Annotated in this window: 17 protein-coding genes; 6 read left to right on the top strand and 11 right to left on the bottom strand. The window is 71.9% G+C overall.

The annotated features are described in order from the left end of the window. Positions 1–140: 140 nt before the first annotated feature. Positions 141–881, bottom strand: coding sequence for a response regulator (locus ACQEVY_RS18905; RefSeq protein WP_432949967.1), 741 nt, complete (start codon positions 879–881; stop codon positions 141–143). A 787-nt stretch (positions 882–1,668) separates the two neighbouring features. Between ACQEVY_RS18905 and ACQEVY_RS18910 the strand changes: the two genes are divergently transcribed. Continuing rightward, positions 1,669–2,211 carry a DapH/DapD/GlmU-related protein gene (locus ACQEVY_RS18910; RefSeq protein ID WP_432949969.1) on the top strand — a complete coding sequence of 181 codons (543 nt, stop codon included), beginning with the start codon at positions 1,669–1,671 and terminating at the stop codon, positions 2,209–2,211. 162 nt (positions 2,212–2,373) lie between these two features. Here ACQEVY_RS18910 and ACQEVY_RS18915 read toward each other — a convergent pair whose 3' ends face one another. Further along, positions 2,374–4,602 (bottom strand): MMPL family transporter, encoded by a 2,229-nt coding sequence (locus tag ACQEVY_RS18915; protein ID WP_432949971.1) that lies wholly within the window; start codon positions 4,600–4,602, stop codon positions 2,374–2,376. A 347-nt stretch (positions 4,603–4,949) separates the two neighbouring features. On the opposite strand from ACQEVY_RS18915, the gene ACQEVY_RS18920 reads away from it, so the two are divergent. After that, positions 4,950–5,405, top strand: coding sequence for an SRPBCC family protein (locus tag ACQEVY_RS18920; RefSeq protein WP_432949973.1), 456 nt, complete (start codon positions 4,950–4,952; stop codon positions 5,403–5,405). A 144-nt stretch (positions 5,406–5,549) separates the two neighbouring features. Continuing rightward, complete coding sequence (locus ACQEVY_RS18925; protein ID WP_432949975.1) at positions 5,550–6,812, top strand: FAD-dependent oxidoreductase; 1,263 nt, start codon at positions 5,550–5,552, stop codon at positions 6,810–6,812. Between the two features lie 85 nt (positions 6,813–6,897). On the opposite strand, the gene ACQEVY_RS18930 is transcribed toward ACQEVY_RS18925, so the two are convergent. The 7 genes from ACQEVY_RS18930 to ACQEVY_RS18960 form a co-directional block, all read right to left on the bottom strand. Further along, positions 6,898–8,136 (bottom strand): cytochrome P450, encoded by a 1,239-nt coding sequence (locus ACQEVY_RS18930; protein WP_432949977.1) that lies wholly within the window; start codon positions 8,134–8,136, stop codon positions 6,898–6,900. Positions 8,137–8,324: 188 nt separating this feature from the next. Then, complete coding sequence (locus ACQEVY_RS18935; protein WP_432949979.1) at positions 8,325–8,735, bottom strand: hypothetical protein; 411 nt, start codon at positions 8,733–8,735, stop codon at positions 8,325–8,327. Between the two features lie 191 nt (positions 8,736–8,926). Further along, entirely contained in the window at positions 8,927–9,970 is a 1,044-nt protein-coding gene (locus ACQEVY_RS18940; RefSeq protein WP_432949981.1) for a ketoacyl-ACP synthase III family protein, read from the bottom strand. Positions 9,971–10,000: 30 nt separating this feature from the next. Beyond that, on the bottom strand, positions 10,001–11,647 hold the full coding sequence (locus ACQEVY_RS18945; protein WP_432949983.1) for a phosphopantetheine-binding protein: 1,647 nt from the start codon (positions 11,645–11,647) through the stop codon (positions 10,001–10,003). Beyond that, positions 11,637–13,223 (bottom strand): class I adenylate-forming enzyme family protein, encoded by a 1,587-nt coding sequence (locus ACQEVY_RS18950; protein ID WP_432949984.1) that lies wholly within the window; start codon positions 13,221–13,223, stop codon positions 11,637–11,639. The genes ACQEVY_RS18945 and ACQEVY_RS18950 overlap by 11 nt, the downstream gene beginning before the upstream one ends. Continuing rightward, the gene (locus ACQEVY_RS18955) at positions 13,220–14,281 is read right to left on the bottom strand and encodes a ketoacyl-ACP synthase III family protein (RefSeq protein ID WP_432949986.1); all 1,062 of its coding nucleotides are present in this window, start codon (positions 14,279–14,281) and stop codon (positions 13,220–13,222) included. The genes ACQEVY_RS18950 and ACQEVY_RS18955 overlap by 4 nt, the downstream gene beginning before the upstream one ends. A 371-nt stretch (positions 14,282–14,652) precedes the next feature. Further along, positions 14,653–15,945 (bottom strand): MFS transporter, encoded by a 1,293-nt coding sequence (locus ACQEVY_RS18960; protein WP_432949988.1) that lies wholly within the window; start codon positions 15,943–15,945, stop codon positions 14,653–14,655. Between the two features lie 297 nt (positions 15,946–16,242). On the opposite strand from ACQEVY_RS18960, the gene ACQEVY_RS18965 reads away from it, so the two are divergent. Beyond that, a complete protein-coding gene (locus tag ACQEVY_RS18965; protein WP_432949990.1) occupies positions 16,243–17,883 on the top strand; it encodes an MFS transporter in 1,641 nt (546 codons plus the stop codon). A 246-nt stretch (positions 17,884–18,129) separates the two neighbouring features. Here ACQEVY_RS18965 and ACQEVY_RS18970 read toward each other — a convergent pair whose 3' ends face one another. Beyond that, positions 18,130–18,921 carry a thioesterase II family protein gene (locus tag ACQEVY_RS18970; RefSeq protein WP_432949992.1) on the bottom strand — a complete coding sequence of 264 codons (792 nt, stop codon included), beginning with the start codon at positions 18,919–18,921 and terminating at the stop codon, positions 18,130–18,132. A gap of 292 nt (positions 18,922–19,213) precedes the next feature. Next, a complete protein-coding gene (locus tag ACQEVY_RS18975; protein ID WP_432949994.1) occupies positions 19,214–20,050 on the bottom strand; it encodes an AfsR/SARP family transcriptional regulator in 837 nt (278 codons plus the stop codon). Positions 20,051–20,297: 247 nt separating this feature from the next. Here ACQEVY_RS18975 and ACQEVY_RS18980 point away from each other — a divergent pair, with 247 nt between their 5' ends. Next, on the top strand, positions 20,298–20,858 hold the full coding sequence (locus tag ACQEVY_RS18980) for a TIGR04351 family putative TOMM peptide (protein ID WP_432949996.1): 561 nt from the start codon (positions 20,298–20,300) through the stop codon (positions 20,856–20,858). Beyond that, positions 20,855–23,293 (top strand): TOMM precursor leader peptide-binding protein, encoded by a 2,439-nt coding sequence (locus ACQEVY_RS18985; RefSeq protein WP_432949998.1) that lies wholly within the window; start codon positions 20,855–20,857, stop codon positions 23,291–23,293. The genes ACQEVY_RS18980 and ACQEVY_RS18985 overlap by 4 nt, the downstream gene beginning before the upstream one ends. The last annotated feature ends 44 nt before the right edge of the window (positions 23,294–23,337 follow it).

Raw genomic sequence — 23,337 nt, forward strand, 5'->3', positions numbered from 1 at the left:
GGCTCAGCCATCGGCCGGTGGGTGACCGCCCCGCCGCAGCCATGCGGCCCTGGCGAGAAACCCTCCGTCAGCGCTGGCTGAGGCACCCTGCGGCCACTTGCTTGGCCGAGAGCGGGCCCAGGCGGGGAATCTCACATGGATCACGCCGTGCGGAGCGTCCCTGCCTGCGCATCACTCACCAGACTTCGCTGGTGGGCCCGGACCGCCGCCTGCACCCGATTGGCCACACCCAACTTCCTCAACAGGGCACTGACATGGTCCTTGACAGTGGTGGTGCCGATGTGGAGTTCCTTGGCGATCTCGGTATTGGAGAGGCCCTCGGCAAGAAGTTCGAGCACTTCCCGTTCTCGCGCCGTGAACTCCTCCGTTTCGGCACGCCCCGTGTTCGCAACCCAGTCGGCGCGGGCCCTGGGCTCCGTCGGGATCGGGACCAACCGCGCGCTCTCGCTTCCGGCAGACGTACTTCGCCCGCTTCCGCAGGTCACGTACCCATGGATCAAAGTACGGGCCATCCTGGGGTCGATGACAGCGTTCCCCTTGACCAGCTCCCTGATTGCGTACTCCAGCTGCTCCGGGACGGTGTCCTTGAGGAGGAAGCCCGCCGCCCCGCCGTGCAGCGCCGCCAACATGTGCTCCTCGGCGTCGGAGGCAGTCAGCATGGCGACGACCGGCGGCCGCTTCAACATGCGCAGCTCCGCCAGCGTCTTGCGGCCGTCGCGGTGAGTCATCCTGACATCGAGCAGGACCAGGTCCGGTTGCCAGCGCTTTACCTCACCAGCGGCTTGTGCCCCCGCGCAGGCAGCCACGACGCGCACACCCCGGAAAGTGTCGAGGACTCTTCTGGCTCCTTCCCGTATGAGGATCTCGTCGTCGACGATCACCACTCGTATGTCCAATTCGCGCATTCTTCCCCCGTACAGAATCTGTGACTTCGCTCTGCCTGCGGTGGGGCAGGGTCAGGGCACTCCACCAGGCGTTCGCATGTGAACCATCTCAGGACCCAGAAAGCAGCACATGTCCTCGGCCGGAATGATGCCCCCGGGCATCGCGTCGAGGGCGTCGGCCTGCGCGCGAGCGCGACATGATGCGGCAACCGAGCTGTCGTGTCACGGGCTTCGTTCCTCGGGGTCGAAGGTCGTGTTCCTGGTGGGACGGTTAGGAGACCCCCGGAAGGGACGTCCGATAACAGAAATTGCAAGCAGACGACTGGCAGGCATGAGCGGAGGGCGACGCCATGGATGTCACAGGGCCGTGGGTCCGCACGACGTGGACGAAGTCGGCTTGCTGGTGGCCAGTTCAAATGCGGTGCGAGCCGCAGGCTCGACGTCTTCACCGTTGCCGCGCGGCAGGCAGGTCGAGCTGACGGGCCAACCGTTCATCGGGCGAGCGGAACTTGTTGGCCCCAGGTCGTGCAACTCGTCACTCTCCCCAAGGCCGGCCTCCCTAGGAGGCGTTGAGCCCGGCTGGGCCGAGGCGGCGTCGCCTCGATGGCCAGGGGCGCGCTTCGGTGGCCATCAAGTTGCGGGGCGCGACGTCAGCAGGCAGAGGGCGGGCCTGCTCCTGGGACTGTCCCGCGGGGCTAAGTGCTGTCAGTGAAAGGCTCTCCGAGACGTCCCACTGGTACGTTCCACCGTCGCGACGCAGATCAGCAGAAAAGGGGATCGTGGTATGTCCAGCGACCGGCTCATGCGCATCCACAGCGCCGAGTTCCAAGCCATGGCCGAGAGGGTCCTGCAGGTCACCGAACTCACCTCCCGCCTGAACGTCCTGCCCTTCGAGGACGATGCGGGCAAAGCGGAACTGTTTGAACAGATCCTCGGCAAGCCCCTGCCGACGCGAGTGACGATCTATCCGCCCTTCTACACGGACCACGGCCTCCACCTCGACCTGGCCGAGCGCGTGTTCATAAACCAGAACTGCACGTTCCTGGACTACGCCGGCATCCGGATCGGCGAGCGCGTGATGGTCGGCCCGAAGGTCACGTTCATCACCAGCGGCCACCCGGTCGATCCCGAGGAGCGGCGGCTGTACCTCACCGGCGCGCCCATCGACGTGGCGGAGAACGTGTGGATCGGCGCCGGTGCCACGATCCTGCCCGGCGTCAGCATCGGCCGCGATGCCGTGGTCGCCGCCGGCGCGGTCGTGGCCGATGACGTTCCGCCGGCCAGCCTGGTGACCGGCACCAAGGCAACCGTGAACCGACGCTGGTGACGACCTCTCCGGTGCCACACCGGGCCAGGGATAACCCCGGAGGCTCGTCCGCCGACAATGCGCTCGCGCGCTCGATGGCCCTGGGCGCCTGCCTGGGCATCCTCGTTGACGGATCGCTGCGGCAGTACGAGCGCGGCGAGCCCGCTTCTACCTGATGGCGTGTCAGACGATGGGTGAGGATGCTTCCTTCGGAACATCCTGAGCATCCGGAACATCGGGCACCTTGGCGGAGGCGGGCGCGGGGGCCGGCGGGGCCGGGGTTTCCATGCGGTCCAGGTGGAGGGCGCGGTGCAGGGTGCGTAGGGGGGACGGGGCCCACCAGTTGGCTGTGCCTAGGAGGGCCATGAGGGAGGGGACGAGGAGGGCGCGTACCAGCGTGGCGTCGATGAGGACGGCGAAGGCCGCGCCCAGGCCCAGTTCCTGGATGAACACCAGACGGGAGAGGGCGAGCGCGCCCACCGGGATGCAGAACAGGACGGCGGCCGAGGTGACGATCCCGCCGGTGCGGGACAGGCCGTGGGCCACCGCCGTCCGGTTGTCCATGCCCTGCGACCGGGCCTCCTTGATACGGCTCAGCAGGAAGACGTTGTAGTCCGTGGAGAGGCCGAACGCGAGCGCGAAGACCAGGACGGGTGTGGTGGCCTCCAGCCCGGTCTGGGCGGAGAAGCCGAGATTGCCCTCCTGGAACACCCACACCAGGAAGCCGAACGCGGCGCTGGTGGACAGCAGGTTCATCACGAGGGCCTTCAGCGGCAGCAGCACCGAGCCGGAGAAGGCGAAGAGCAGCAACAGGGTGACACCGGCCAGGATGCCGCCCGCGAGAGGCAGGGCCTCGGCGATGCTCTGACGCTGTGCCAGGAAGTCCGCCGTCGTGCCGGTGTAGCGGGCGGGATACGGGGTGGACAGGTCCTGGACGGTGCCCACGGCGTCCTTGGCCCCCTCGTCCAGGGGGTTGTCGGTGAGTACGGCGTCGATCTCCCAGTGCCGGTCGTCCAGTTGGACGGGCGTGCCCACCGACTCGACGCCCGGAACCGCGCCGATCCGGTCCGTGTAGTCGGTGAGCCGCGACGTGTCCGGGGTGCCGTCGGTGGTCAGCACGATCTGCAGGGGCGAGGTGGCCGGGGCGTCGTACTCCTTGTCGAGCACGGCGGCCACCTTGCCCGCGCTGGTCTCCTCCGGCAGGAGTGTGGGGTCCACACCGGTGAAGCGGACGCCGAGCAGCGGGGAGGCCATCACCAGCAGTACCGCCGTGGCCAGCAGGGCGAAGGCCGCGGGGCGGCGCATCACCGCCTGGGCCATGCGGTACCAGCGGCCTTCGGTGGCCCGCGCGGAGTCGGCCGTCCGCTGCCAGCGGCGCGGGGCGAGGGAGTTGATCCGCCGGCCCAGGAGGGCCAGCAGCGCGGGCAGTCCCAGGAGGGCGAACAGGGCCGCGGACACCACCGTGATGACTCCGGCCAGGCCCATGGACCGCAGATAGGGCTGCGGGAAGGCGATCAGCGCGGCGAGCGCCGCGGCCACCGTGAGCGCGCTGAACAGCACGGTACGGCCCGCGGTGGCGACGGTCCGCAGTACTGCTTCCGCGCCGGGGCCCCGGTCGGCCAGTTCCTCGCGGTAGCGGGAGACGATCAGCAGGCCGAAGTCGATGGACAGGCCGAGGCCCAGGGCGAAGGCCAGGCTCATCGCGCCGGTGGAGACGTCCATGAACTCCGTGGCGACCCGCAGGCCCGCCATGGTGAGCAGCAGGGAGACGATCCCGCCCAGCAGCGGGATGAAGGCGGCGACCAGCCCGCGGAAGACCAGGAAGAGCACCACCAGGATGACCGGGGTGGCGAGGAGTTCGGCCTGTGCCAGGTCGGTGTCCGAGACCTCGGCGACCTGGACGTGACCGGCAGTGGCGCCGCCGAGCAAGGCGCGGCCACGCAGGGCTGGGTCGTCGTCGATGGCCTGCTGGAGCTCCTCCTCGGCCCGTACGCTCCGCTGGTCCGTCAGGGACCCGACGGCGCCCACGACCACGGTGCTGCGCCCATCCCTGGAGATCAGCGCGGTGCCCCCGGGAGAGGTGTAGTCGACCACCTGCTCGACCTCGGGACGGGACCGCAGGAGCGCCGCGGCGGCGGCGACCGCCTTCGGCGGGGTGGTGGTCGCCTCGACCGGTTCGTCGGTGCGCACCAACAGGACATGGCCCTGCTGGGGGTCGATGCCCGTGGCGCGCTCGATGACCTCGCGGGCCGCGACGTTTGCGCCGCCGGGATCGTCGTAGTCGGCCTTGCCGTTGGAGAGTCTCTCCGCCACGGTGCCGCCGTAGACGGTGGCCAGGGCGGTGACCAGGAGGGACAGCAGGAGCACGGCGATCCGCCGTCGGTGCAGGGCCGAGCCCAGAGCGGAGAACATGGGGGTTTCCTTCCTTCGCGCCCGTGGGGGCTTCAGCGCGCACACCCAGACTCGGACAGGGCGCTGAAATCTCACTGAAGCGGCCGGACACAGTCCCTGTGGAGCGGCGCTGGGGGCTCGCTGGAGCCGGGGAGTCGAAGGGCTGCACCGGTTCCAGCCCACCGGTAGCGTCGGTCTCCCGCTCCTCCTCACAACTCACCGCCGGCCCCCCGGACTTACCCGGGTAGCCCGCGCGCCCGGAAAGTGCGAGGCGGGCCCTGGCGGCACCGGCCCTTTCCTCGTCCCGTACGGGACCATCTCGCCGCGCTCCCGCGGTTCGCCCCTGGTTCGCCCCTGGAAGGACTCTCATGCGCCGTATCTCGTCCACCGTGTACATCCGCGCGACCGCCGACCAGGTATGGGCGGTCCTCACCGACTTCGAGCGGTTCCACGAGTGGAACCCCTTCCTCGTCGAGGCAGCAGGGCGGGCGGTGCCGGGCGCCCGGCTCACCCTGCGCTTCCAACTGCCGGGCAGCGGACGGCAGATGGTGTTCCGGCCGACCGTGCTGGAGAGCGAACCGGGGCGGCTGCTGCGCTGGCGCGGCCGGTTCGGCGTACCCGGCGTCTTCGATGGAGTGCACAGCTTCGAGCTGAGCCCGCGCGACGGCGGTACGCATGTGCTGCAGACCGAGCGCTTCAGCGGACTGCTCGTGCCGTTGGCCGGTTCCGTCATCACCCCGTCCGAGCAGGGTTTCCGGCACCTCACCGACGCCCTGAAGGCCAGGGTGGAGTCGTCCGGCGTTCCGTCACGAGACCTGGACTGAGGGGTCCTTGCAGCCTGGCCCCAGACCTGGACCGGAACCCGGACCGGCCCGCCGTACCTCGTCACCCGCTGTCTGCAAGGGGAGCTTTAGTCCGCGGTCCCACGATCGACCGACCATGACTTTCCCTGGAGAGGCAGCAAAACGATGACAGCAGAGCTGACCGCACAGGTGTGCGTGGTCGGAGGGGGACCCGCCGGGCTCACCCTGGCCGTGGAGCTCGCCAAGCGTTCCGTGTCCGTGGTGGTCCTGGAGCAGAGCGGACACTTCAACCGGTCGTTCCGCGGCGAGTCGGTGTCCCCGGACTCGGTGTGGCTGCTCGACCGGCTCGGACTGCTCGACCGGCTCGACGGAACGTACGCACAGATGCACCACATGGAAATCCTCGACTCCGGCAGCACCGTGCTGGGCGTCGATTTCGCCGACTTCCCCTACCCCCACCCGTACCCGGTGGAACTGCCCCAGCCCGCTCTGCTGTCCGCCCTCGCCGACGCCGGACGGGAGCACCCGGGTTTCACGCTGCGTCAGTCGGCCACCGCCGTGGGCCTGCTCAGGGAGCGGGGCGACAGCGGCCCGGTGACCGGGGTACGCGCCCGCACGCCCGATGGCGAGCTCGTCGTGCGGGCCGGCCTGACGGTGGCGGCCGACGGGCGGTTCAGCAAGGTCCGGGAGATGTCCGGGCTGCCGTACGACAAGCAGCCGCTGGACCGGGACGTCATCTGGCTGCGGCTGCCCTTTCCTCGCGAGTGGGACAGCCATACGTACCGCATCCGCATCCGGGGCGGCGAGCACGGCCTGTTCATCCCCACCCACCCGGACAGCGTGCGGGTGGGCCTCAACATCGCCAAGGGCGGCCTGAGGGATCTGCGCGCCCAGGGTCTGGGCGCGCTGCACGAGCGCCTTGACCGGCTCGCTCCCGAGCTGTCGGCGTCTGTGCGCAAGGAGGTGCGGGCCTGGTCGGACACCTCGATGCTGGACATCTTCACCACCGTGGTGCCCCGCTGGTCCATGCCCGGTCTGATCCTCATGGGCGATGCCGCACACACCCTGACCCCGATCCTCGGACAGGGCGTCAATCACGCGATCATCGACGCCGTCACCCTGGCGCCGCTGGTCGACGAGGCGATGGCCGACGGCGGCGGCACGGCCGCACTGGTACGGGCCGGCGAGCTGTTCCAGCGCTCGCGGGAGGAGGCGGTACGACTCTCCCGCGCCCTCCAGCTGCGCCAGGAGCGGCTCTTCGCCCTCGACGGGCGGCTGGGCGGTCTGGCCCGCCGGTCCCTGTACCGGATCGTGGACCACAACCGGGCGCTGCAGCAGCGGGTGCTGGCCAGGGCGTACTTCCAGGTGCAGGAGCCTGGTCCGACCGTGGCCCCGCGGGTGGTGCGGCGGCCGGCCTCGCACGCCTGATCGCCGGCACGGGACAGGTCACGACAGACCGCTGCCCGGGTCCCCCGTCGGGGACCCGGGCAGCGGCGCGTTCACCGGCGGCGGTTCACCAGGTGACGGGCAGACGGCTCAGGGCGTGGACCATCATGCCGCTGGTCATGGAGAGGTTGCCGACCTCGTCGGCCAGGCTCAGCCGGGGGAAGCGGCGGATCAGTGAGGAGACGGCGATCTGCAGCTCGGCGCGGGCGAGTGCGGCGCCCAGGCAGAAGTGCGGGCCGTGGCCCAGCGCCAGGTGAGCGGTGGCCGAGGTCCGCGAGGGGTCGAAGGCATCGGGCGCCTCCCCGAAGCGGGCCGGGTCCTGGTTGGCGGAGGCGACCGCCGCGATCACACCGCTGCCCTTGGGGATGGTGGTGCCCGCGATCTCCACGTCCTCCAGGGTGACGCGGAACGGGCCGCCGTCGCCGATGGGGTTGATCCGCAGCAGCTCCTCCACCACGTGGTCGATCATCTCGGGCCGCTCCCGCAGCGCGGCCAGGTGCTCGGGGTGCCGCAGCAGGGTCAGCACACACTTGCCGATCATGCTGACCGTGGTCTCGTGCCCGGCCACCAGCAGCGTGATGCCCATGGTGATCAGCTCGTGCTCGCTGAGCCGGTCTCCGTCCTCGTCGTGGACGGAGACCAGGGCGCTCATGAGGTCGTCGGCGGGCTCCTCGCGCTTGCGCTGGACCAGTTGGGCGAGGTACTGGACCATCGACATCCGCTGTTCCATGACCTCGTCGGCGGTGTGCGCGGTGAGCGAGACGAAGGCGTCGGACCAGCCGCGGAAGCGGTCCCGGTCCTCGAAGGGCACGCCGAGCAGCTCGCAGATGACCATCACGGGCAGCGGGAACGCGAAGACGGGGTTGAGGTCGACCGGCGGGGACAGCTTCTCCATCTCGTCCAGCAACTCGTCGGTGAGCTCCTGGATCCGCGGGCGCAGGTTCTGCACCCGGCGCGCGGTGAACTCGCGCGAGACGAGCTTGCGCAGCCTGGTGTGCTCGGGCGGGTCCATCGTGAACAGGCTGCCCGGCATAGGCGGGGCCGCGGTGAGCCGCGGGGCCCCCTCGGCCAGCATCGCGGCCCGGCTGAAGCGGGGGTCGGCCAGAACGGTACGGACGTCGTCGTAGCGGCTGACCACATATCCCTCGTCACCGCTGGGCAACTGGACCTTGGCCACGGGGCACTTGGCACGCAGTTCATCGTAGACGGGTGGCACCTCCACCGCCGAAGGGCGGTGGAAGGGGTACTGCAGTGCCGCGTCCGTCTCGGTCTCGGTGGCGGCGGGGGGCGCTGAGGCGGTGTCCATCGGGTGGCCTCCAGGGCTTCGGAGTTCGCAGACATGTCGGGCTGTCAGGTGACAGTCGCAGGAGTGCCTTGCGCACCGATAAAGGCCGTCTGATGAGACCGGTGCGGCAGACCCCGCCGCGCGCATGCGGCAGGCCCGCAGCCCCCGGGGGAGGAGGGGCTGCGGGCCTTGAGTGGTACCGCTCGGGTTCAGCGCTGCCAGCCGTCCGGTGTGCGCAGGCCGAAGCCCAGCGCGCGGGCGAACGCGATGCTGGTGAGCCAGCTCATTCCGAAGGTGAAGGGGGCCGCGATGTCCTCCGGCGCGTCCCCGAGGAACGTGAAGACGACCATGACGGCGAACGGGATCACGGCACGGTTGAGCAGGTTGTGCAGCGGCACGGCCCGGGGAGCCAGCTGACCCGGCGCGTGTGCCTGGCCCAGCCCGGCAAGCCGGGCGAGGAAGGGCACGGCCGCGCCGAGGGCGGCCCCCGGGATCACCCAGCCCATGTGCTTGACCACCTCGAAGACGTCCCAGAGCAGGAGCACTGCCCCGAGGACACCCCAGGCAAGGCGCAGCGGAGCCGGGGTGGAACTCCTCGTCGCGCCCGTGGGTCCGGTCATCACCATTGCATCTCTCCTCGGTGTCGAGGCGGTTCGGCCAGGCCGGCCGTCCTGGCCGTGGAAGCGCTTGCGGCCGTACGAGCCGTCCTGGCCGTACGACACGAGTCGTCGAACAGTGGAGTATCCGGCGGGTCGCTGGAGAACCGCTGAAGCCGCAGGTGGCGGGTGCATTCTTCCCACCGCCGACGCGGTCACTCCCCGCTGCCCGAGGGCTCCCAGTCCGGTACGTCGAGGATCTCCAGTACGGCACAGGTGCAACTGAAGCCCGAGCCGCCGCCGACGAACAGCACCCGGTCGCCCCGGCCCAACTCCCGGCGCTCCACCAGGTCGTTGAACCCGGCGATCTGGTCGCCGGCGCCCAGGTGGCCCACCTTGCGGGCGAACTCCCAGGTGGACCGCTCCACCGGCAGGCCGAGCAACTGCGGCACCTGCCACTCCAGCCGGCTGCGCCCGCTGGCCAGGGTCACCACCCGGTCCACGTCCGTCCTGCCGATGCCGGCGTCGGCCAGCACGGTGTCCACGACCGTGTTCATCACCGCCGCGACCCGCTCCGTGGCCTCCCGGACGCTGCCGTGGGCGCGCGCGTAGTGCCCCACCCGGCCCAGCAGGTCCAGGGGTTCGCCCGAGGGCAGCGGTCGCAGTCCGGGTCCGCGCACCACGGCCTCCAAGGAGTTGTCGGCGCCGGTGGCCGTGGACAGCAGCCGGGCGAAGCCGCCCCGGGCGGACAGCAGCAGCGCGGTGCCGCCGTCGCCGTACACGAAGCCGGGTTCGCTGCTCCAGCGCTGCACCAGGGGTGCGCCGAACCGGTCGGCGGTGGTGATCATCGCGGCTCCGGCCCCTGGGCGCGCGGCGACCTGGCGGGCCGCGATCTCCAGCGCGCCGAGGCCGCCGTTGCACTCCTGCTCCAGGCCGAAGGCGGGCACGCCCCCGCGCAGGGCGTGCCCGGCCACGTACGAGGCGGCCGGCCACATCTCGACCCCCTGGAACCAGATGCCGCTGTGGATCAGCAGATCCACGTCGGACGCGTCCAGTCCGGAGCGCTTGAGCGCGGTCGTCGCCGCTTGGACGGCCATGTCCGGAGGGGCCATGGACTCGTCGGCGACGGAGACGGACAGGATCTCGTCCGCCGCGTGCTGCTCCGTGTCGTACGCGCCGGATTCCAGGGCCGACCGCGCGTACTCGGGCTCGCCCAGCCACACCCCCGTCCCCGCGACGTACACGCCTTCCCACTGCATGGGGTCTCCTCTCGGGTCGGTGACGGGTGGTCAGGCGGACCCGACGGCCTGGCGCAGGGTGGACACGACGTGCCACAGCGTGGCCGGGGTGGCGAAGGTGGCTGCCACCAGTTCGGCGTCCGGGATGGAGATCCCGTACACCTCCTCCACGCGGACCAGGACCTCCACCATCGCGAGCGAGTCCAGTCCCGCCGCTTTGAGGCTGGTGTCGGGCGTGAGGGCGCCCTTGGCGGCGAGCCGGGGCAGGACCTCGTTCAGCAGCGTCTCGAATGCCTCGTCCCAGGGCACGGCCGTCTCGTCGGCCGGTCCTGCGGGCACCGTTCCCGGTCCCGTCGTCGTATCGGTCATGGCGGTGGTGTCCTCCGTACGGGATGCGGTGCTGTGGGGTTCGGCGGTGCGGGGTTCGGCGGTGTGGCGGCGCAGGGCCAGGCGGGTGGCGGACACGGTCTCGGCGCCGTCCACGACGACCTCGACGGGGGCCGGGTGGCCGAGGAATCCGAGCAGGCTCGCGGACAGCCCGTAGGCCCCCACGTTGGGGAAGACCAGCAGGTCTCCCGAGCGCACGCCCGGCAGCTCGGCGGCGCGGGACAGGACGTCGGCGGGCGTGCACAGCGGCCCGGCGAGGGTCACGTGGGACGGTCCGTCGGTCCCGGTCCCGTCCGGCGCCCGGTCGGGGACGGTCAGCGGCTGGGCGGAGAGCGGCAGGAGACGGCCCAGGCCGGACAGTCCGCCCAGATGGTTGATGCCGGAGTCGAGCACCGCGTAGGTGTTGCCGCGGCTGTTCTTCACATCGGTGACGGTGACCACCAGCCGTCCGCTGTCGCCGACCAGGTAACGCCCGGACTCGAAGGCGACCACCGGTTCGCCGTCCCGCCAGCCCGGGAGGTGCTCGTCGAGCACGGTGGTCAGCGCGGTGCGCAGGCCCGGGTATACGGGCCGCTCGCCGGGGGTCGCGTACGGGGCGGCGAACCCTCCGCCCAGGTCCAGCAGGTGCAGCGGGATGCCGAGTTCCTCACGGAGCTGTGCGGCGGTGCGCACGCTCTGGGCCAGCTCGGCGAGGAGACCGTCTTCGTCCCGGGCGTTGGTGAGCGGGAAGAAGTGCATGCCGATGATCCGGACGCCCTTCACCAGGAGCCGGGCCCCGTGCTCCGCCAGGTCGTCGAGATCGAACCCGAACTGGGACGGGCCGCCGGTCATCCGCAGCCCGGCCTGGCCGGGAGCGCCGGCGGCGTTGATCCGCAGCACGCAGTCCGCGGTCACGCCCCGGGCGTCCGCGGCGGCCCCGATCCGCTCCAGGTCGCCGAAGGACTCGGCGGAGAAGGTGCGCATCCCCGCCGCGATCGCCTCGTCGAGTTCCGCGGGGACCTTGCCGGGACCGGAGTACATCAGCTCCGCCGCCGGGTGGCCCGCCTCCAGGGCGGCGGCCAGTTCCCCGCGTGAGGTCACCTCGGCGCGGGCCCCGCCCCGGCGCAGTTCGGCGACGAGGTCGGGGTGCGCGTTGGCCTTCAGCGAGTAGTAGACACGGGACGGCTGGGGCAGGGCCGCCCGCAGGTCCTCCAGGGCGGACCGCACTCGGGCCAGGTCGTAGACGTAGAGCGGGCTGCCGTACCGGTCGACGAGACGCCGGAGCGTCTGCTCGTCGCCGGGGCGCCCGGTGAGGTCCTGGTCAGTGGACATCGGTGTCCTCCATGAGCCGCCGGCGCAGCTCCTTGCGGTCGGTCTTGCCGTTGGGGGTGAGCGGCAGGGCGGTCAGAATGTGGCATTCATCCGGAACCTTGGCCGCTTCGAGGCGCTCGCCGAGCCGGGCCAGCACCTGTTCGCCGGTCACGTCCGGGGTCTCGGGGACGACGAAGAGGGCCATGTCGCGGTCGCCCTCCGGGACGAGCAGCGCGGACTCCCGTACGCCGTCGATGTCCAGCACGGCGGCCTCGATCTCGACGGCGCTCATCCGCGAGCCGCGCCGTTTGAACAGGTCGTCCCTACGACCCTGGAAGTAGACGTGCCCGTCCTCGTCGAGCCGGCCGTAGTCACCGGTGTGCAGGGTGACCGGGCCGCCGTCCGGGGCCTGGCGGAAGCGCTGGGCGGTCTGCTCCGGGGCCCGCCAGTAGCCGGCCATCACGTGCGGGCCGCGCACCACGATCTCGCCGGTCTCCCCCGTCGGGAGGACTCGCCCGTCGTCGTCGACGACGAGGACCTCGGTGCCGGGCAGGGCGGGCCCGACCGAGCCGGGGCGGGCCAGGTCACCGTCGGGCTCCAGGATCGTGATCCGCTTGCACTCGGTGGTGCCGTACATGGGCGCCACCGACGCGCCGGGGAAGGTCTCCCGGAGCGAGGCGATGAGCGGGGCGTTGAGCGCGGCCCCGGTATTGGTGAACAGCCGGATCCGGGTGGGCCGCGGGTCACGGAGGGCGAGCTTCACCAGCAGTTCGCCCAGCGACGGCACGAGCGGTACGACGGTCGCGCCGTGGTCCCGGGCGAAGCCCAGCAGGCGTGCGTGGTCGGCAGGTCCGGACAGCAGCAGTTCGGCGCCGGCCAGCGCGCCGAGCAGGACCTGGTAGAGGCCGTAGTCGAAGGAGAGCGGGACGGCGGTGAGCACGATGTCGTCCGGGCGGTAATTCAGCCGGGCCTGGATGGCGCGGGCGGCGAACGCCACAGGACCGTGCGGACAGGCCACCGCCTTGGGCAACCCGGTACTGCCCGAGGTGTAGATGAGCAGGGCGAGCCGGTCGGCGGGGACCTCGGTCTCGGTACGGGCGGCCGGGTCGGCGGGTCCGGACAGGTCCAGCTCGGTGGCGACGGCGACCGGCACCTCCGAGGGCCACGTCAGACCGTCGGCACCGGTGCGCTCCCCGCTCTCAACGACGATCAGCGAGGGCTGGGAGTCGGCGAGGACCGCCCGCAGGTGGAACGCCTTCATGCCCGGGTTGATCGGCACCAGGACGGCTCCGGCCCGCCAGGTCCCGTAGAGCAGGGCGGCGAACTCCCGGATGCTGTCGACGCGGGCCAGCACCCGGTCGCCGGGCCGGATGCCGTAGCCGTCGAGCACGCGGGCGAAGGAGTCGGCGGCGGCGTCGAGTTCGGCGTAGGTCCACCGTCCGTAGCGGTCGCGCACAGCCGGGGCGTCGGGGTGCCGGGCCACGGCCGCCGTCAGGAAGACCTCGGCGGCGTTCTCGACGCGGGGGGCGGTCTCGGTGCCGACGGCGTTGTCGATCAGTGCCGTGGCGGGGAGGGATCCGATCATGGTCGCGGTCATCGCTGCTCCTCGGGTGACTGCGGGCCGGCGGCCGGGGACACCCAGCCCGGTGTGTGGAGGATCTCCAGGACGGCGCAGCTGGCGGTGCCCGGGCCCGCGGAGAGCATCAGCACGCGGTCGCCCGGACGCAGGGCCCCGGTCTCGGCGAGGTCGTTCAGCGCGGCGAACTGGTCGCCGGCACCGAGGTGTCCGGTGCGCCGGCCGAACTCCCAGGTGGTGCGCTCCTCCGGCACTCCCAGCAACTGCTCGGCCTGCCACTGCATCTTGCTGCGGCCGCCGGTGGGGATGACGGCCCAAGCCAGGTCCGCCGCCAAGGTCCCGGCCTCCGCCAAGGCGTCGTCGACGGCGCCCTTGACCATGGCGACCAGCCGGTCGGTGGCCTCCCGGATGTTGCCCTGGGCGCGCATGTAGTGCGCGAACCGGGCGGCGTGGTCGTACGGCTCCTGCGTGGGCAGCGGGGTGAGGCCGGAGCCCCGGGCCAGCGCCTCCATCCGGTTGTCGGCGCGGGTCACGGTCGACAGCACGCGGGCGAAGCCGCCCCGGTTGGAGAGCACCAGCGCGGTGCCGCCGTCCGCGTACACGAGCCCCGCCTCCGCGGTCCAGCGGTTGATCAGCGGCTCGGCGAAGCGGTCGGCGGTGGTGAGCACGGCCGCGGCCTCGTCCGGCTCGGTGGTCAGATGACGGGCGGCGAGTTCCAGCGAGCCGATCGCGGCGTTGCACTCCTGCTTCACCTCGAACGCGGGCACGCCCGGGTGGACGGCGTGGTCGGCCACGTACGACGCCACCGGCCACATGGTCTGGCCCTGGAACCAGACGTAGTTGTGCAGCAGCAGCCGTACGGTCCCGGCGTCGAGACCTGACCGCTTGAGGGCGGTGGTGGCGGCCTGGACCGCCATGTCGGGGGGCGGGACGTCCTCGCCCGCCACCCGGACGGACAGCAGGCCGTCCGCCTCGAACTGCTCGGGGTCGTACTCACCCGCCTCCACGGCGGCGCGGGCGGAGAAGGGTTCGGGGAGCCAGGCCCCGGTCCCCGCCACGTAAACGCTTTCCCAGCGCATGGTTCTCCCATCGTCGGTTGGCTCACCCACGGACGGCCGGGCATCCGAGCCGCACGGCCGGGCTCCTGGGATCCGCCCTGCTGGGATCGTGGGGGTTGGTGCTTTGGCCTGGCTAAAGACGGGGGTGGGGCAAAGGGCGACGGCCACGTGACACGTGAGCGTCTGGCTCACCTTCCCCGCCCCTGCCCGCGCCGCGTGCCCCTGCCGGGGGCATGCGGCGGGCGAACACGTGGCCCGGGGAGAGCGCGGAAGGCAAGCGGGGATGCGGTGTCGGCGGCGGCTCGAAGCAGGACCGGTCTGTGCCCCGGCTGCCGCTGCGGGGCAGCCGGGGCACAGACCGGGCGGACGGCGCGCCGGGGGACGCGGCGCCGTCAGCCGGCGGTGGTCGTGGTCGCCTCCCGCGGAACGCCCGAGGCGGAGCCGGAGTCAGAGTCGGAGTCGGCCGGGTCCGGTGGGGCCAGCGAGTGGGTGACGAGGAGGACGCACAGGATGAGGACCAACGGCACGCACATGGCCGCCCGGTAGGAGACGGCCGCCCCGACGGCCCCGACCAGGGGCGGGCCGATCAGGAAGCCCACGTAGTTGAAGAGGTTGACGCGGGCCACGGCGGTGTCCACCGCCCCCGGCAACCGCTGCGCACCGACCACGAAGAGCTGAGGAATGATCACGGACAGCCCCGCCCCGAGAACGGCGAAGCCGAACGCACCGGTCAGGGGTTCCGGCGCGGTGGCGACGACGGCGAAGCCGCAAGCGGAGAGCAGGGCGCCCGCCCGCACCACGGCCACTGTTCCCCACCGCTGCACCCAGCCGTCCCCGAGACCGCGGCCCACCAGGGTGGCCGCCATGTAGAGGGCGTACGGCACGGTCGCCATCGCCTCCGAGCTGTGCAGGGTGTCCTCAAGGAACTTGGCGCTCCAGTTGGTGGCGGTGGAGTCGGCGACGACGGCCACGGTCATGATCAGACAGAGGGGCAGCAGCGGCCGCCACGGAACCGCACGCCGTCGAACCGGCCCAGTTGCAGTACTCGGGGACGAGGACCCAGCGACCGGCTCGGCGGCGGCCCGGCCTTCGGTCGCCGTGTCCGGTCCCTCTGGTCCGCCCCGCCGCCGGGTGAGGTAGGGGCCGACCGCCACCGCGGCCGGCAGCAACAGGGCGACCGAACCGGCGAAGAGGGTGAGCAGGGAGAGCTGCCAGTGGGCTCCCGACCAGGCGAGTACTGCGCCGAGGATGCCGCCTAGGCTCGCGGCACCGTGGAAGCCCAGCATGATGCTGCGCCCGTACTCGCGCTGGATCCCGATGCCTGTCATGTTCAGGCTCGCCTCCAGCGCGCCCACCACCAGCCCGAAGACGCCCAGGCAGACCGCGAGCTGCCAGAGGGCCTCGCCCGCCCCGACCCCGGCCAGTGCCAGACAGACCACGGGCTGGAGCACGCGCAGCACGACGGGGGCGGGGACCCGGCGCACCACGCGTGAAACGGTGACGCTGCCCACGCCGGCCAGGATCGGCACGGCGGCGAGGAACAGCGGGAGCGCGGCGTCGCTGAGGCCGTACCGATCCTGTATCGCCGGGATACGGGTGACCAGCAGGGCGAAGACCGCGCCGTGGACGAGAAAGACCAGCAGCAGCGCGGAGCGGGCCTGTCGCAGCCGTACCGGGATCTCCATGGCACCTCCTTCGGTGATCGCCGCCACTCGTCCGAGGGCAGCGCCGGGCGTGACCGTATGGAGTGCCGCTGAAGGGCCGCTTGAGCGGCTGGCGTGGCGTACGGACCGTGGGCCGTACGGGCCGTCGGGCGTACGAGCCGTCGGGCCCGGGGGCCGTGGGGCGTACGGACCGTAGGGCGTACGGGCTCTCGAAGGGCGCGGACGCGCAGTGGCGCCGCGCCGCAAGTCCCCCTTCAGCGGGCCCCGGGAGGGTGGCGGCGACCGGTGTGCCCGCTTTCGATGACGGAGGACCGACAGATGCACAGCCCCGAATCCGCGGATCCCCGACGCTGGTGGATCCTCGGTGTGCTCTCCCTCGCCCTGTTCGCGATCGTGCTCAACAATGGCCTGCTCAACGTGGCGATCCCGGCGATGATGCGGAGCCTCGACGCCGACGTCGGGCAGATCCAGTTCATCGTGGACGGCTACGCCCTGGCCCTCGCCGGGGCGCTGCTCACCGCCGGGACGCTCTCGGACCGGTACGGGCACAAGCGCGCGACCCTGCTCGGCACGACCGTCTTCGGCGTGGGTTCGATGGTGGGCATGACCGCGGACGGGTCCGGCCAGCTGATCGCGGCACGCATCCTGATGGGGCTGGGGGCGGCGTGCATCATGCCGGGCACACTCGCCGTCCTGGTCGCCGTCTTCCCTCCGGCCGAACGGGCCCGGGCGATAGGTGTGTGGAGCGGCTCCTCCGCGCTGGGAGTCGCGGCCGGTCCGGTGGTCGGTGGCGCTCTGGTCAGCCACTTCTGGTGGGGGTCGATCTTCCTGGTGAACCTGGTTCCGGTGGCCGTGGTTCTGGTCGCCGGAGCTCTGCTGCTGCCGGAGTCGTCCGACCCCTCGCCGCGTCGGCCCGACCCGCTGGGCGCGCTCCTCGGCACGGGCGTCATGGTGGGGCTGGTGTTCGGCACGATCCAGGCGTCGAAGCACGGCTGGGCCTCCGCGGGGCCGGTCGCCGGCTTCGCGGTCGCCTCCGTCGCGGCTGTCTGCTTCGTACTGTGGGAGCGTCAACACCCGTACCCGATGGTCGATTTCGCCCTGCTGCGCCGGGCACCGTTCATCGGGGCGAGCGTGAGCATCCTTCTGCTGATGTTCGGTCTGGCGGGCACGCTCTTCGTACTCACCCAGCGACTGCAGTTCGCCTTCGGGTACGGGGCTCTGCAGGCCGGGCTCGCGGTGATGCCGGTGGCGTTCGCGGTGCTGCTCGGCACGCTGGTGTGCCCGGCGGTGGTCCGCCGCGTCGGTCCGGGCGGGAGCGTGGCCGTCGGCCTGGCGACCGGGGCCGCGGGCGTGCTGATCCTCGGCCGGGTGGGCGACGGTTATCCGCCGGTGCTCGTCGGACTGGTCCTGGCCGGGGTCGGCTTCGGGCTGGCCATGGGGCCGACTACGGACGTCGTGATGTCCCTCGTGCCGCCGGAACGGTCCGGGGCGACCGGCTCGCTGGACATGACCATGCAGGAGTTCGGCAACGCGCTCGGAGTCGCCGTGGTCGGGAGCGTGCTCGCCCACAGCTACACGATCGGCATGTCGGAGTCCGGTCTGCCCCCGGCGGCCGGGCGCACTCTGCAGAGCGCCCTGGCCCTCGCCGACCGTGTCGGAGGCGACACCGGCCGGGGCATCGCCGCGACCGCGAGGGCCGCCTTCGACCACGCCGCCGGCGTCGGCCTGACCGTGGCGGCAGCCGTCGTGGCGGGCGGCGCGGCGGTCGCCGCGCTGCTGATGCCCGGCCGTGGCGGTCTGCGGGACGCGCCCGGGCCGGCCGGCGCCGGGCATTCGCCGAGCGCGCTCGGCGAATCGGGCACGCCGGACGGGACCGGCACACCTGGCGGCGCCGGTGTGCCTGCCGAAGCCGGTGCGTTCAGCGAAACCGGCGCGGCCGGCAGGGTGCGGCAGGGCTAGGCCCTGTCTCCCCGATCTTCGCGGGCGCACGACGCCTGGCACGGGCTCCCCCACGCTCGGCTTCGCTCGCGCGGGCGGTGCCCCCACCGCCGCACGGCCGCATCACCCAAGTACGTCCAGTACGAGGGCGATGCGGCTGCAAGTCCGGCCCGGGTGGTACCGCCCTCCGGGCCCGGGCCACCGACGAACGGCCGCCTTCCCTCGGTGTGTTCGAGGAGAGGCGGCCGCTTCGCGGGAGTCCGGTGGTCAGTCGCCGGACGCGCCCACCAGGTCCATGCCGAGCAGGCCGGCGGTTTCGGCGTAACGACTCAGTACGTCCGAGAGCCGGTCGAGAAAGACGTTCTCCTGTTCCCGGATGAAGAAGTGGCCGCCCGGCACCACCAGGGTCTCGCTGTCCCGGGTGGAGTACAGCGACCACTCCCGTATCTCCGGGACGGTCACCAGCCGGTCGTCCACCCCGGCGAAGGTGTGCACCGGAATCGGCAGCGGGGTACGGTCCACGCTCCCGGCTCCGTCACAGAGCATCAGGTCGCCCCTGACGACGGGCAGCAACGCCGCCAGCCAGTCCGGGCGGTCCAGCAGTACCCGGGGCAGACCGCCCAACACGGCCAGGCCACGCACCAGTTCCCTGTCGTCCGCCCGGTAGCAGCGGGTGATCGGCGGGGCCGGAAGGTGCGGGGCGCGGTGGGCTCCGAGGAGGAGGGCGAGGGGCAGCCGTTCGCCACGGGCCCGGCGGTGCTGAGCCAGGGCGAAGGCGACGAGGGCGCCCATGCTGTGCCCGTACAGCACGTGGGGACGGTCGAGTTCCTCGCCGAGTTCCCGGTCCAGGTCCGCCACGAGCGCGGAGAGGTCCGTGAAGCGGGGCTCCGCCATCCGGCCCTCGCGGCCTGGCAGTTGTACCGGCAACACCTCCACCTCGGCTCCCAGCCGGCGCTGCCACCCCGCGTAGGCGGAGGCGCCGCCGCCGGCGTAGGGGAAGCAAAACATACGGAGGCGGCCGTCGTGGCCCGTGCCACCGCGCCTCAGGTATCGCGTCATAGTGCCCGGAACTCCTCTCGGTTCGCGGTGGCCACCGAATGACCGAGGCCCGCAGTGCCCACAGCGTCGGGAGCAGCGCTTAAGGGCCCCTTGCACAAGGACCCCTAAGCCCCGCCAAACGGCACGGACCGGGGCCGACCGCGCCGACCGGGAGAAGGGCCCCCGTCCCGCGGCGGACAGCTCGCCGGGGCGGGGACAACCGGGCAGGGTGTCGCCGGGCGGAGCACGCCTCAGCCAGAAGCAGACGCTGGCCAGGCCGGCTCAGCCAGAAGCAGACGCCGACCAGGCCGGCTCAGACGGAAGCAGGCGTCATGGGCGGGACGAACCAGTCGTCGCCGTCGGCCGCTGTCGGGGCCGGTGACTCCAGGGTCGGGTCGGCCTGCAGGATCGCCTGGTGAAGTCGCTGGAGCCGGGTCGACGGCTCGAGTGCCAGTTCGCGGATCAGGGAGCGGCGCAGCCGCTGGAAAGCGCCCAGGGCGTGCGAGGGCCGGCCGCAACGGTACAGCGCCAGCATCAGCTGGGCGTGCACGGTCTCGTGCAGCGGATGCTGGGCGGCCAGGGCGGTCAGCTCGCCCAGCAGCGCGGCATGCCGGCCGAGCCGCATATCGGCCTCGATCCTGGCATCCAGGGCGCCGAGCCGGGTCTCCTCAAGACGCACCGCCTCGATCTCCAGGGCCCGGCCGATCTGCACGTCGGCCAGGGCGGGCCCGCGCCACAGCGCCAACGCCTGGTGCAGCAGCTGCGAGGCCTCGCGCGCGGCTCCCTCACGGAGCGCCGTCTGCCCAGCCACGCACAGCTTCTGGAACTCCGTCGCGTCGGCGGGCCGGGCCACGTCCAGCGCGTAACCGCCATAGCGGGTACACAGCACGTCCTTGGGCCCGCGCACGGCGGTCGGGCCCAGCGCCGAGGCCAGCATGCGGCGCAGCTGACGTATGTACGTCTGGAGCGTGGCGGGCGCGGTGCGCGGCGGCGCGTCCCCCCACAGTTCGTCGAGCAGGGTGGAGACGGTCACGACCTGGCCCGCGTGCAGCGCCAGCAGGGCGAGCACCTGACGGGGCTTGGCCGCGCTGGGTACCACGGACGTACGGTCGAGCTGGGCGACGAACTGCCCCAGAACCCGGATCTCCATCTGGTTCTCCCTCAGGCCACAACCGCTCGGCTTCCTAGGCGCTCAACGATGGCACGGCGGCCCGTACCGCCCCCAGTGAGCGCTTCATCGGCCGCACATGAATCACCAAGGTGACGGCCCATGACGGATTCACATGAGAGCCATTAAAGGAACACTGTCCTCAGCGGCCCGGACGCCCGAACAATTCTGTGTGCCGATCCACTCACGACGGCTCCCGATCCACACACAGGTTGAATGCGGAGGCACCGTGTACAAAGGCTTCGTTCTCGCTCCCGTGGGCACGTCCGGTACGGACGACCCCGGGGTCACCGGCCCCCAGTCCGGCCGGGACCTGCGACTCGTGGAGTTGGTCGCACACACCTGGCTGGAGCCGGGGCTCTCGCAGCGCTACCGGGCGGATGCCCGGTCGGTGCTCGACGAGTTCGGTGTCACGCTCGCCTCGGACGAGCAGCCTCCCGCACTGCCCGAGAACCCGGCGTGCGAACTGACCATCGAGGAACTCTCACGGCCGACGACCGCGCATGCGGTGGGCTGCTTCTGCCTCAACGCCGACGACCTGCCTCCGGGACCGGCGGGCGAACTCACCATCGAGGAACTCTCACGCCCGACGACCGCGCATGCGGCGGCCTGCTTTTGCCTCAACGCCGACGACCTGCCTCCGGGACCGGCGGGCGAACTCACCATCGAGGAACTCTCACGGCCGGCGACCGCGCATGCGGCGGCCTGCTTCTGCCTCAACGCCGACGATCTGCCTCCGGAGCCGGCGTCCGGCACCGCTCCTGCCGCGCCCCGGGCGGTCCTGCGGTGACCGCCGTCTTCGGCGAGCGCTCCACACCCGCGACCACATCTGCGACGGCAACCGCACCTGCACCCGCGAAGGACGACCGGCGGCGCGTGGGGTTCCGGAGTCATCTGAGAGCGGAGGTCGTCGCCGACGACGCTGCCTATCTGTTCTCCGACCGAGGGGTGACGGCCCTTCAGGGCGACCGTATCGAGGCACTGGTGCCGCTGCTGGACGGCACCAGGGACCTGCCGTCCGTCCTGCGCGACGCGGCCCCCGAGATCCCTCCCGAGCGGGCGGGCCAGCTGATCGGGCGGCTCGCGCAGGCAGGTCTCGTGGGGTATTCGGGACCCGACCCGGTCATCGCCGACGAGACCCACGACTCCGCGCGGGGGCCCGCCCGCGCGTACTGGGAACTGGCCGGACTGGACGGCACGGTGGCCCTCCGGCGACTGACCGCCTCCCGGATACGCGTCCTGTCGGTGGGCGGTGCGGGCACCGAAGGGGTGCTGGGGGCGTGCCGGGCGGCCGGGCTCGCGGCGACGGCCGGTGAGGGGGGCGGCGGAGCGGTCCGTACGAGTGGAGCCGACCGCACGGCCGGAACAGACCTCGCCGGTCTGTCCCTCGTCGTCTGCGACGACTACCTGAACCCCGAGTTGCGCGAGATCGACGCCCTGCACCGTGCCACAGGGCTGCCCTGGCTGCTGGCCAGACCCGGTGGCTCCACCGCCTGGGTCGGGCCGGTGTTCCAGCCCGACTCCGGTCCCTGCTGGTCCTGTCTGGCCCACCGGCTGCGCGGCCACCGGCTGTCCGAGGCCCCGGTACGGCGGGCCCTCGGCCTGAGCGGGCCGGTTCCCCGGCCGGCCGCGCAGGTGCCGTGCTCCGTGGCCGCGGCCACGGAACTCACCGTGCTGGAGGCGGCGAAGTGGCTGGCCGGCTACCGCCATCCGGGCCAGTCCGCAGTCCTCACCCTGGACACCCTTTCCCTGACGACTCGTCACCACGAGCTGCGCAGCCGCCCCCAGTGCCCGGACTGCGGCGACCCCGGTCTGGTCGCGCGGCGGGTGCGGCAGCCTGTGCGGATCGTCTCCCGGACCAAAATCCCGTACGGCGCAGGCGGCCACCGGGCGGTTTCCGCTCAGGAGGTCCACGACCGGTACCGGCATCTGGTCAGCCCCGTGACCGGGGTGATCGAGGACATCCACCGCGATCCCCGGGCACCGGAGCCCCTGCACTGCTATCTGGCCGGCCGCAATCCCGCGGTGGGCGGAACCGACCTGGCACGGCTACGGGCCGGTCTGCGTCAGCTCAGCGGCGGCAAGGGCGCCACCGCGCTGGATGCCGAGGTGAGCGCCATGTGCGAGGCACTGGAGCGGTACAGCGGCACCCTCCAGGGGGACGAGCCGCGGACCCGGGACAGCCTGCGCGGCCTGGGTGACGCGGCCGTCTCGCCGGACGCCTGCCAGCTGTTCGCCGCCCGGCAGTTCCGCGACCGCGACCGGTGGAACGCCCTGCACAGCTCGTTCCATTACGTTCCCGAACCCTTCGACGACCGGACCCCGGTCGACTGGACTCCCGTGTGGTCGTTCACCGAGCAGCGGCAGCGGCTGCTGCCGACCGGGATGCTGTACTTCCCGGGCGCGCCCGACGGGGCGGCGGGGCCGGTGGCCGGCCGCCGCTCCCTGCGCGCCGACTCGAACGGCAATGCCGCGGGGAGCAGTCTGGAGGACGCGATCCTGCACGGCTTCCTGGAACTCGTCGAGCGGGACGCGGTGGCCCTGTGGTGGTACAACCGCACCCGGCAGCCCGGCGTACGCCTGGACGGTGCGGACGGCTTCGGCGACGGCTGGACCGGGGAACTGCTCGGCGCGTACCGGGACCTGAACCGGGAGGTGTGGGCCCTGGATCTCACCTCGGATCTCGGCATTCCGGTGTTCGCCGCGCTGTCACGGCGCACCGACAAACCGGCCGAGGACATCATGCTCGGGTTCGGCGCGCACTTCGATCCGGTCGTCGCGCTGCGCCGTGCCCTGACCGAGATGAACCAGTTGCTGCCCGCGGTGGCCGGTGCCCGGCCCGACGGCGGCGGCTACGGTTCGACCGCCGCCGAGCTGCTCGGCTGGTGGTGGGGCGCGACCCTCGGCAACCAGCCCTACCTGGTGCCGGATCCCGAGCAACCGGGGCGTGGTACGGGCGACTTCGGCTATCGGTACCGCCCTGACCTGCGCGACGACATCGAGGCCGTCATCGGACTGCTGCGCGAGCACGGCATGGAGCTGCTGGTGCTCGACCAGACCAGGCCCGACATCGGGCTCCCCGTGGTGAAGGTCGTCGTGCCGGGGCTGCGCCACTTCTGGGCCCGGTTCGCCCCCGGCCGGCTGTTCGACGTACCGGTGCGGCTGGGGCGGCTGTCCGCGCCCACGCCGTACGACGCCCTCAATCCCGTTCCCCTGTTCGTCTGATGTTCGTCTGAGCCTGTTCGTCCGAGCCCCACGGTGTCCCCCAC

It is taken from the genome of Streptomyces sp. CA-288835, from assembly GCF_050936385.1.
In the GTDB taxonomy this organism is placed as follows: Bacteria; Actinomycetota; Actinomycetes; order Streptomycetales; family Streptomycetaceae; genus Streptomyces.

Coding starts and splice junctions, on each gene's coding strand:
- ACQEVY_RS18910 (WP_432949969.1), top strand. CDS start 1,669: ATGTCCAGCGACCGGCTCATGCGCATCCACAGCGCCGAGTTCCAAGCC.
- ACQEVY_RS18940 (WP_432949981.1), bottom strand. CDS start 9,970: ATGCAGTGGGAAGGCGTGTACGTCGCGGGGACGGGGGTGTGGCTGGGC.
- ACQEVY_RS18925 (WP_432949975.1), top strand. CDS start 5,550: ATGACAGCAGAGCTGACCGCACAGGTGTGCGTGGTCGGAGGGGGACCC.
- ACQEVY_RS18960 (WP_432949988.1), bottom strand. CDS start 15,945: ATGGAGATCCCGGTACGGCTGCGACAGGCCCGCTCCGCGCTGCTGCTG.
- ACQEVY_RS18975 (WP_432949994.1), bottom strand. CDS start 20,050: ATGGAGATCCGGGTTCTGGGGCAGTTCGTCGCCCAGCTCGACCGTACG.
- ACQEVY_RS18970 (WP_432949992.1), bottom strand. CDS start 18,921: ATGACGCGATACCTGAGGCGCGGTGGCACGGGCCACGACGGCCGCCTC.
- ACQEVY_RS18955 (WP_432949986.1), bottom strand. CDS start 14,281: ATGCGCTGGGAAAGCGTTTACGTGGCGGGGACCGGGGCCTGGCTCCCC.
- ACQEVY_RS18920 (WP_432949973.1), top strand. CDS start 4,950: ATGCGCCGTATCTCGTCCACCGTGTACATCCGCGCGACCGCCGACCAG.
- ACQEVY_RS18915 (WP_432949971.1), bottom strand. CDS start 4,602: ATGTTCTCCGCTCTGGGCTCGGCCCTGCACCGACGGCGGATCGCCGTG.
- ACQEVY_RS18935 (WP_432949979.1), bottom strand. CDS start 8,735: ATGACCGGACCCACGGGCGCGACGAGGAGTTCCACCCCGGCTCCGCTG.
- ACQEVY_RS18965 (WP_432949990.1), top strand. CDS start 16,243: ATGCACAGCCCCGAATCCGCGGATCCCCGACGCTGGTGGATCCTCGGT.
- ACQEVY_RS18945 (WP_432949983.1), bottom strand. CDS start 11,647: ATGTCCACTGACCAGGACCTCACCGGGCGCCCCGGCGACGAGCAGACG.
- ACQEVY_RS18950 (WP_432949984.1), bottom strand. CDS start 13,223: ATGACCGCGACCATGATCGGATCCCTCCCCGCCACGGCACTGATCGAC.
- ACQEVY_RS18930 (WP_432949977.1), bottom strand. CDS start 8,136: ATGGACACCGCCTCAGCGCCCCCCGCCGCCACCGAGACCGAGACGGAC.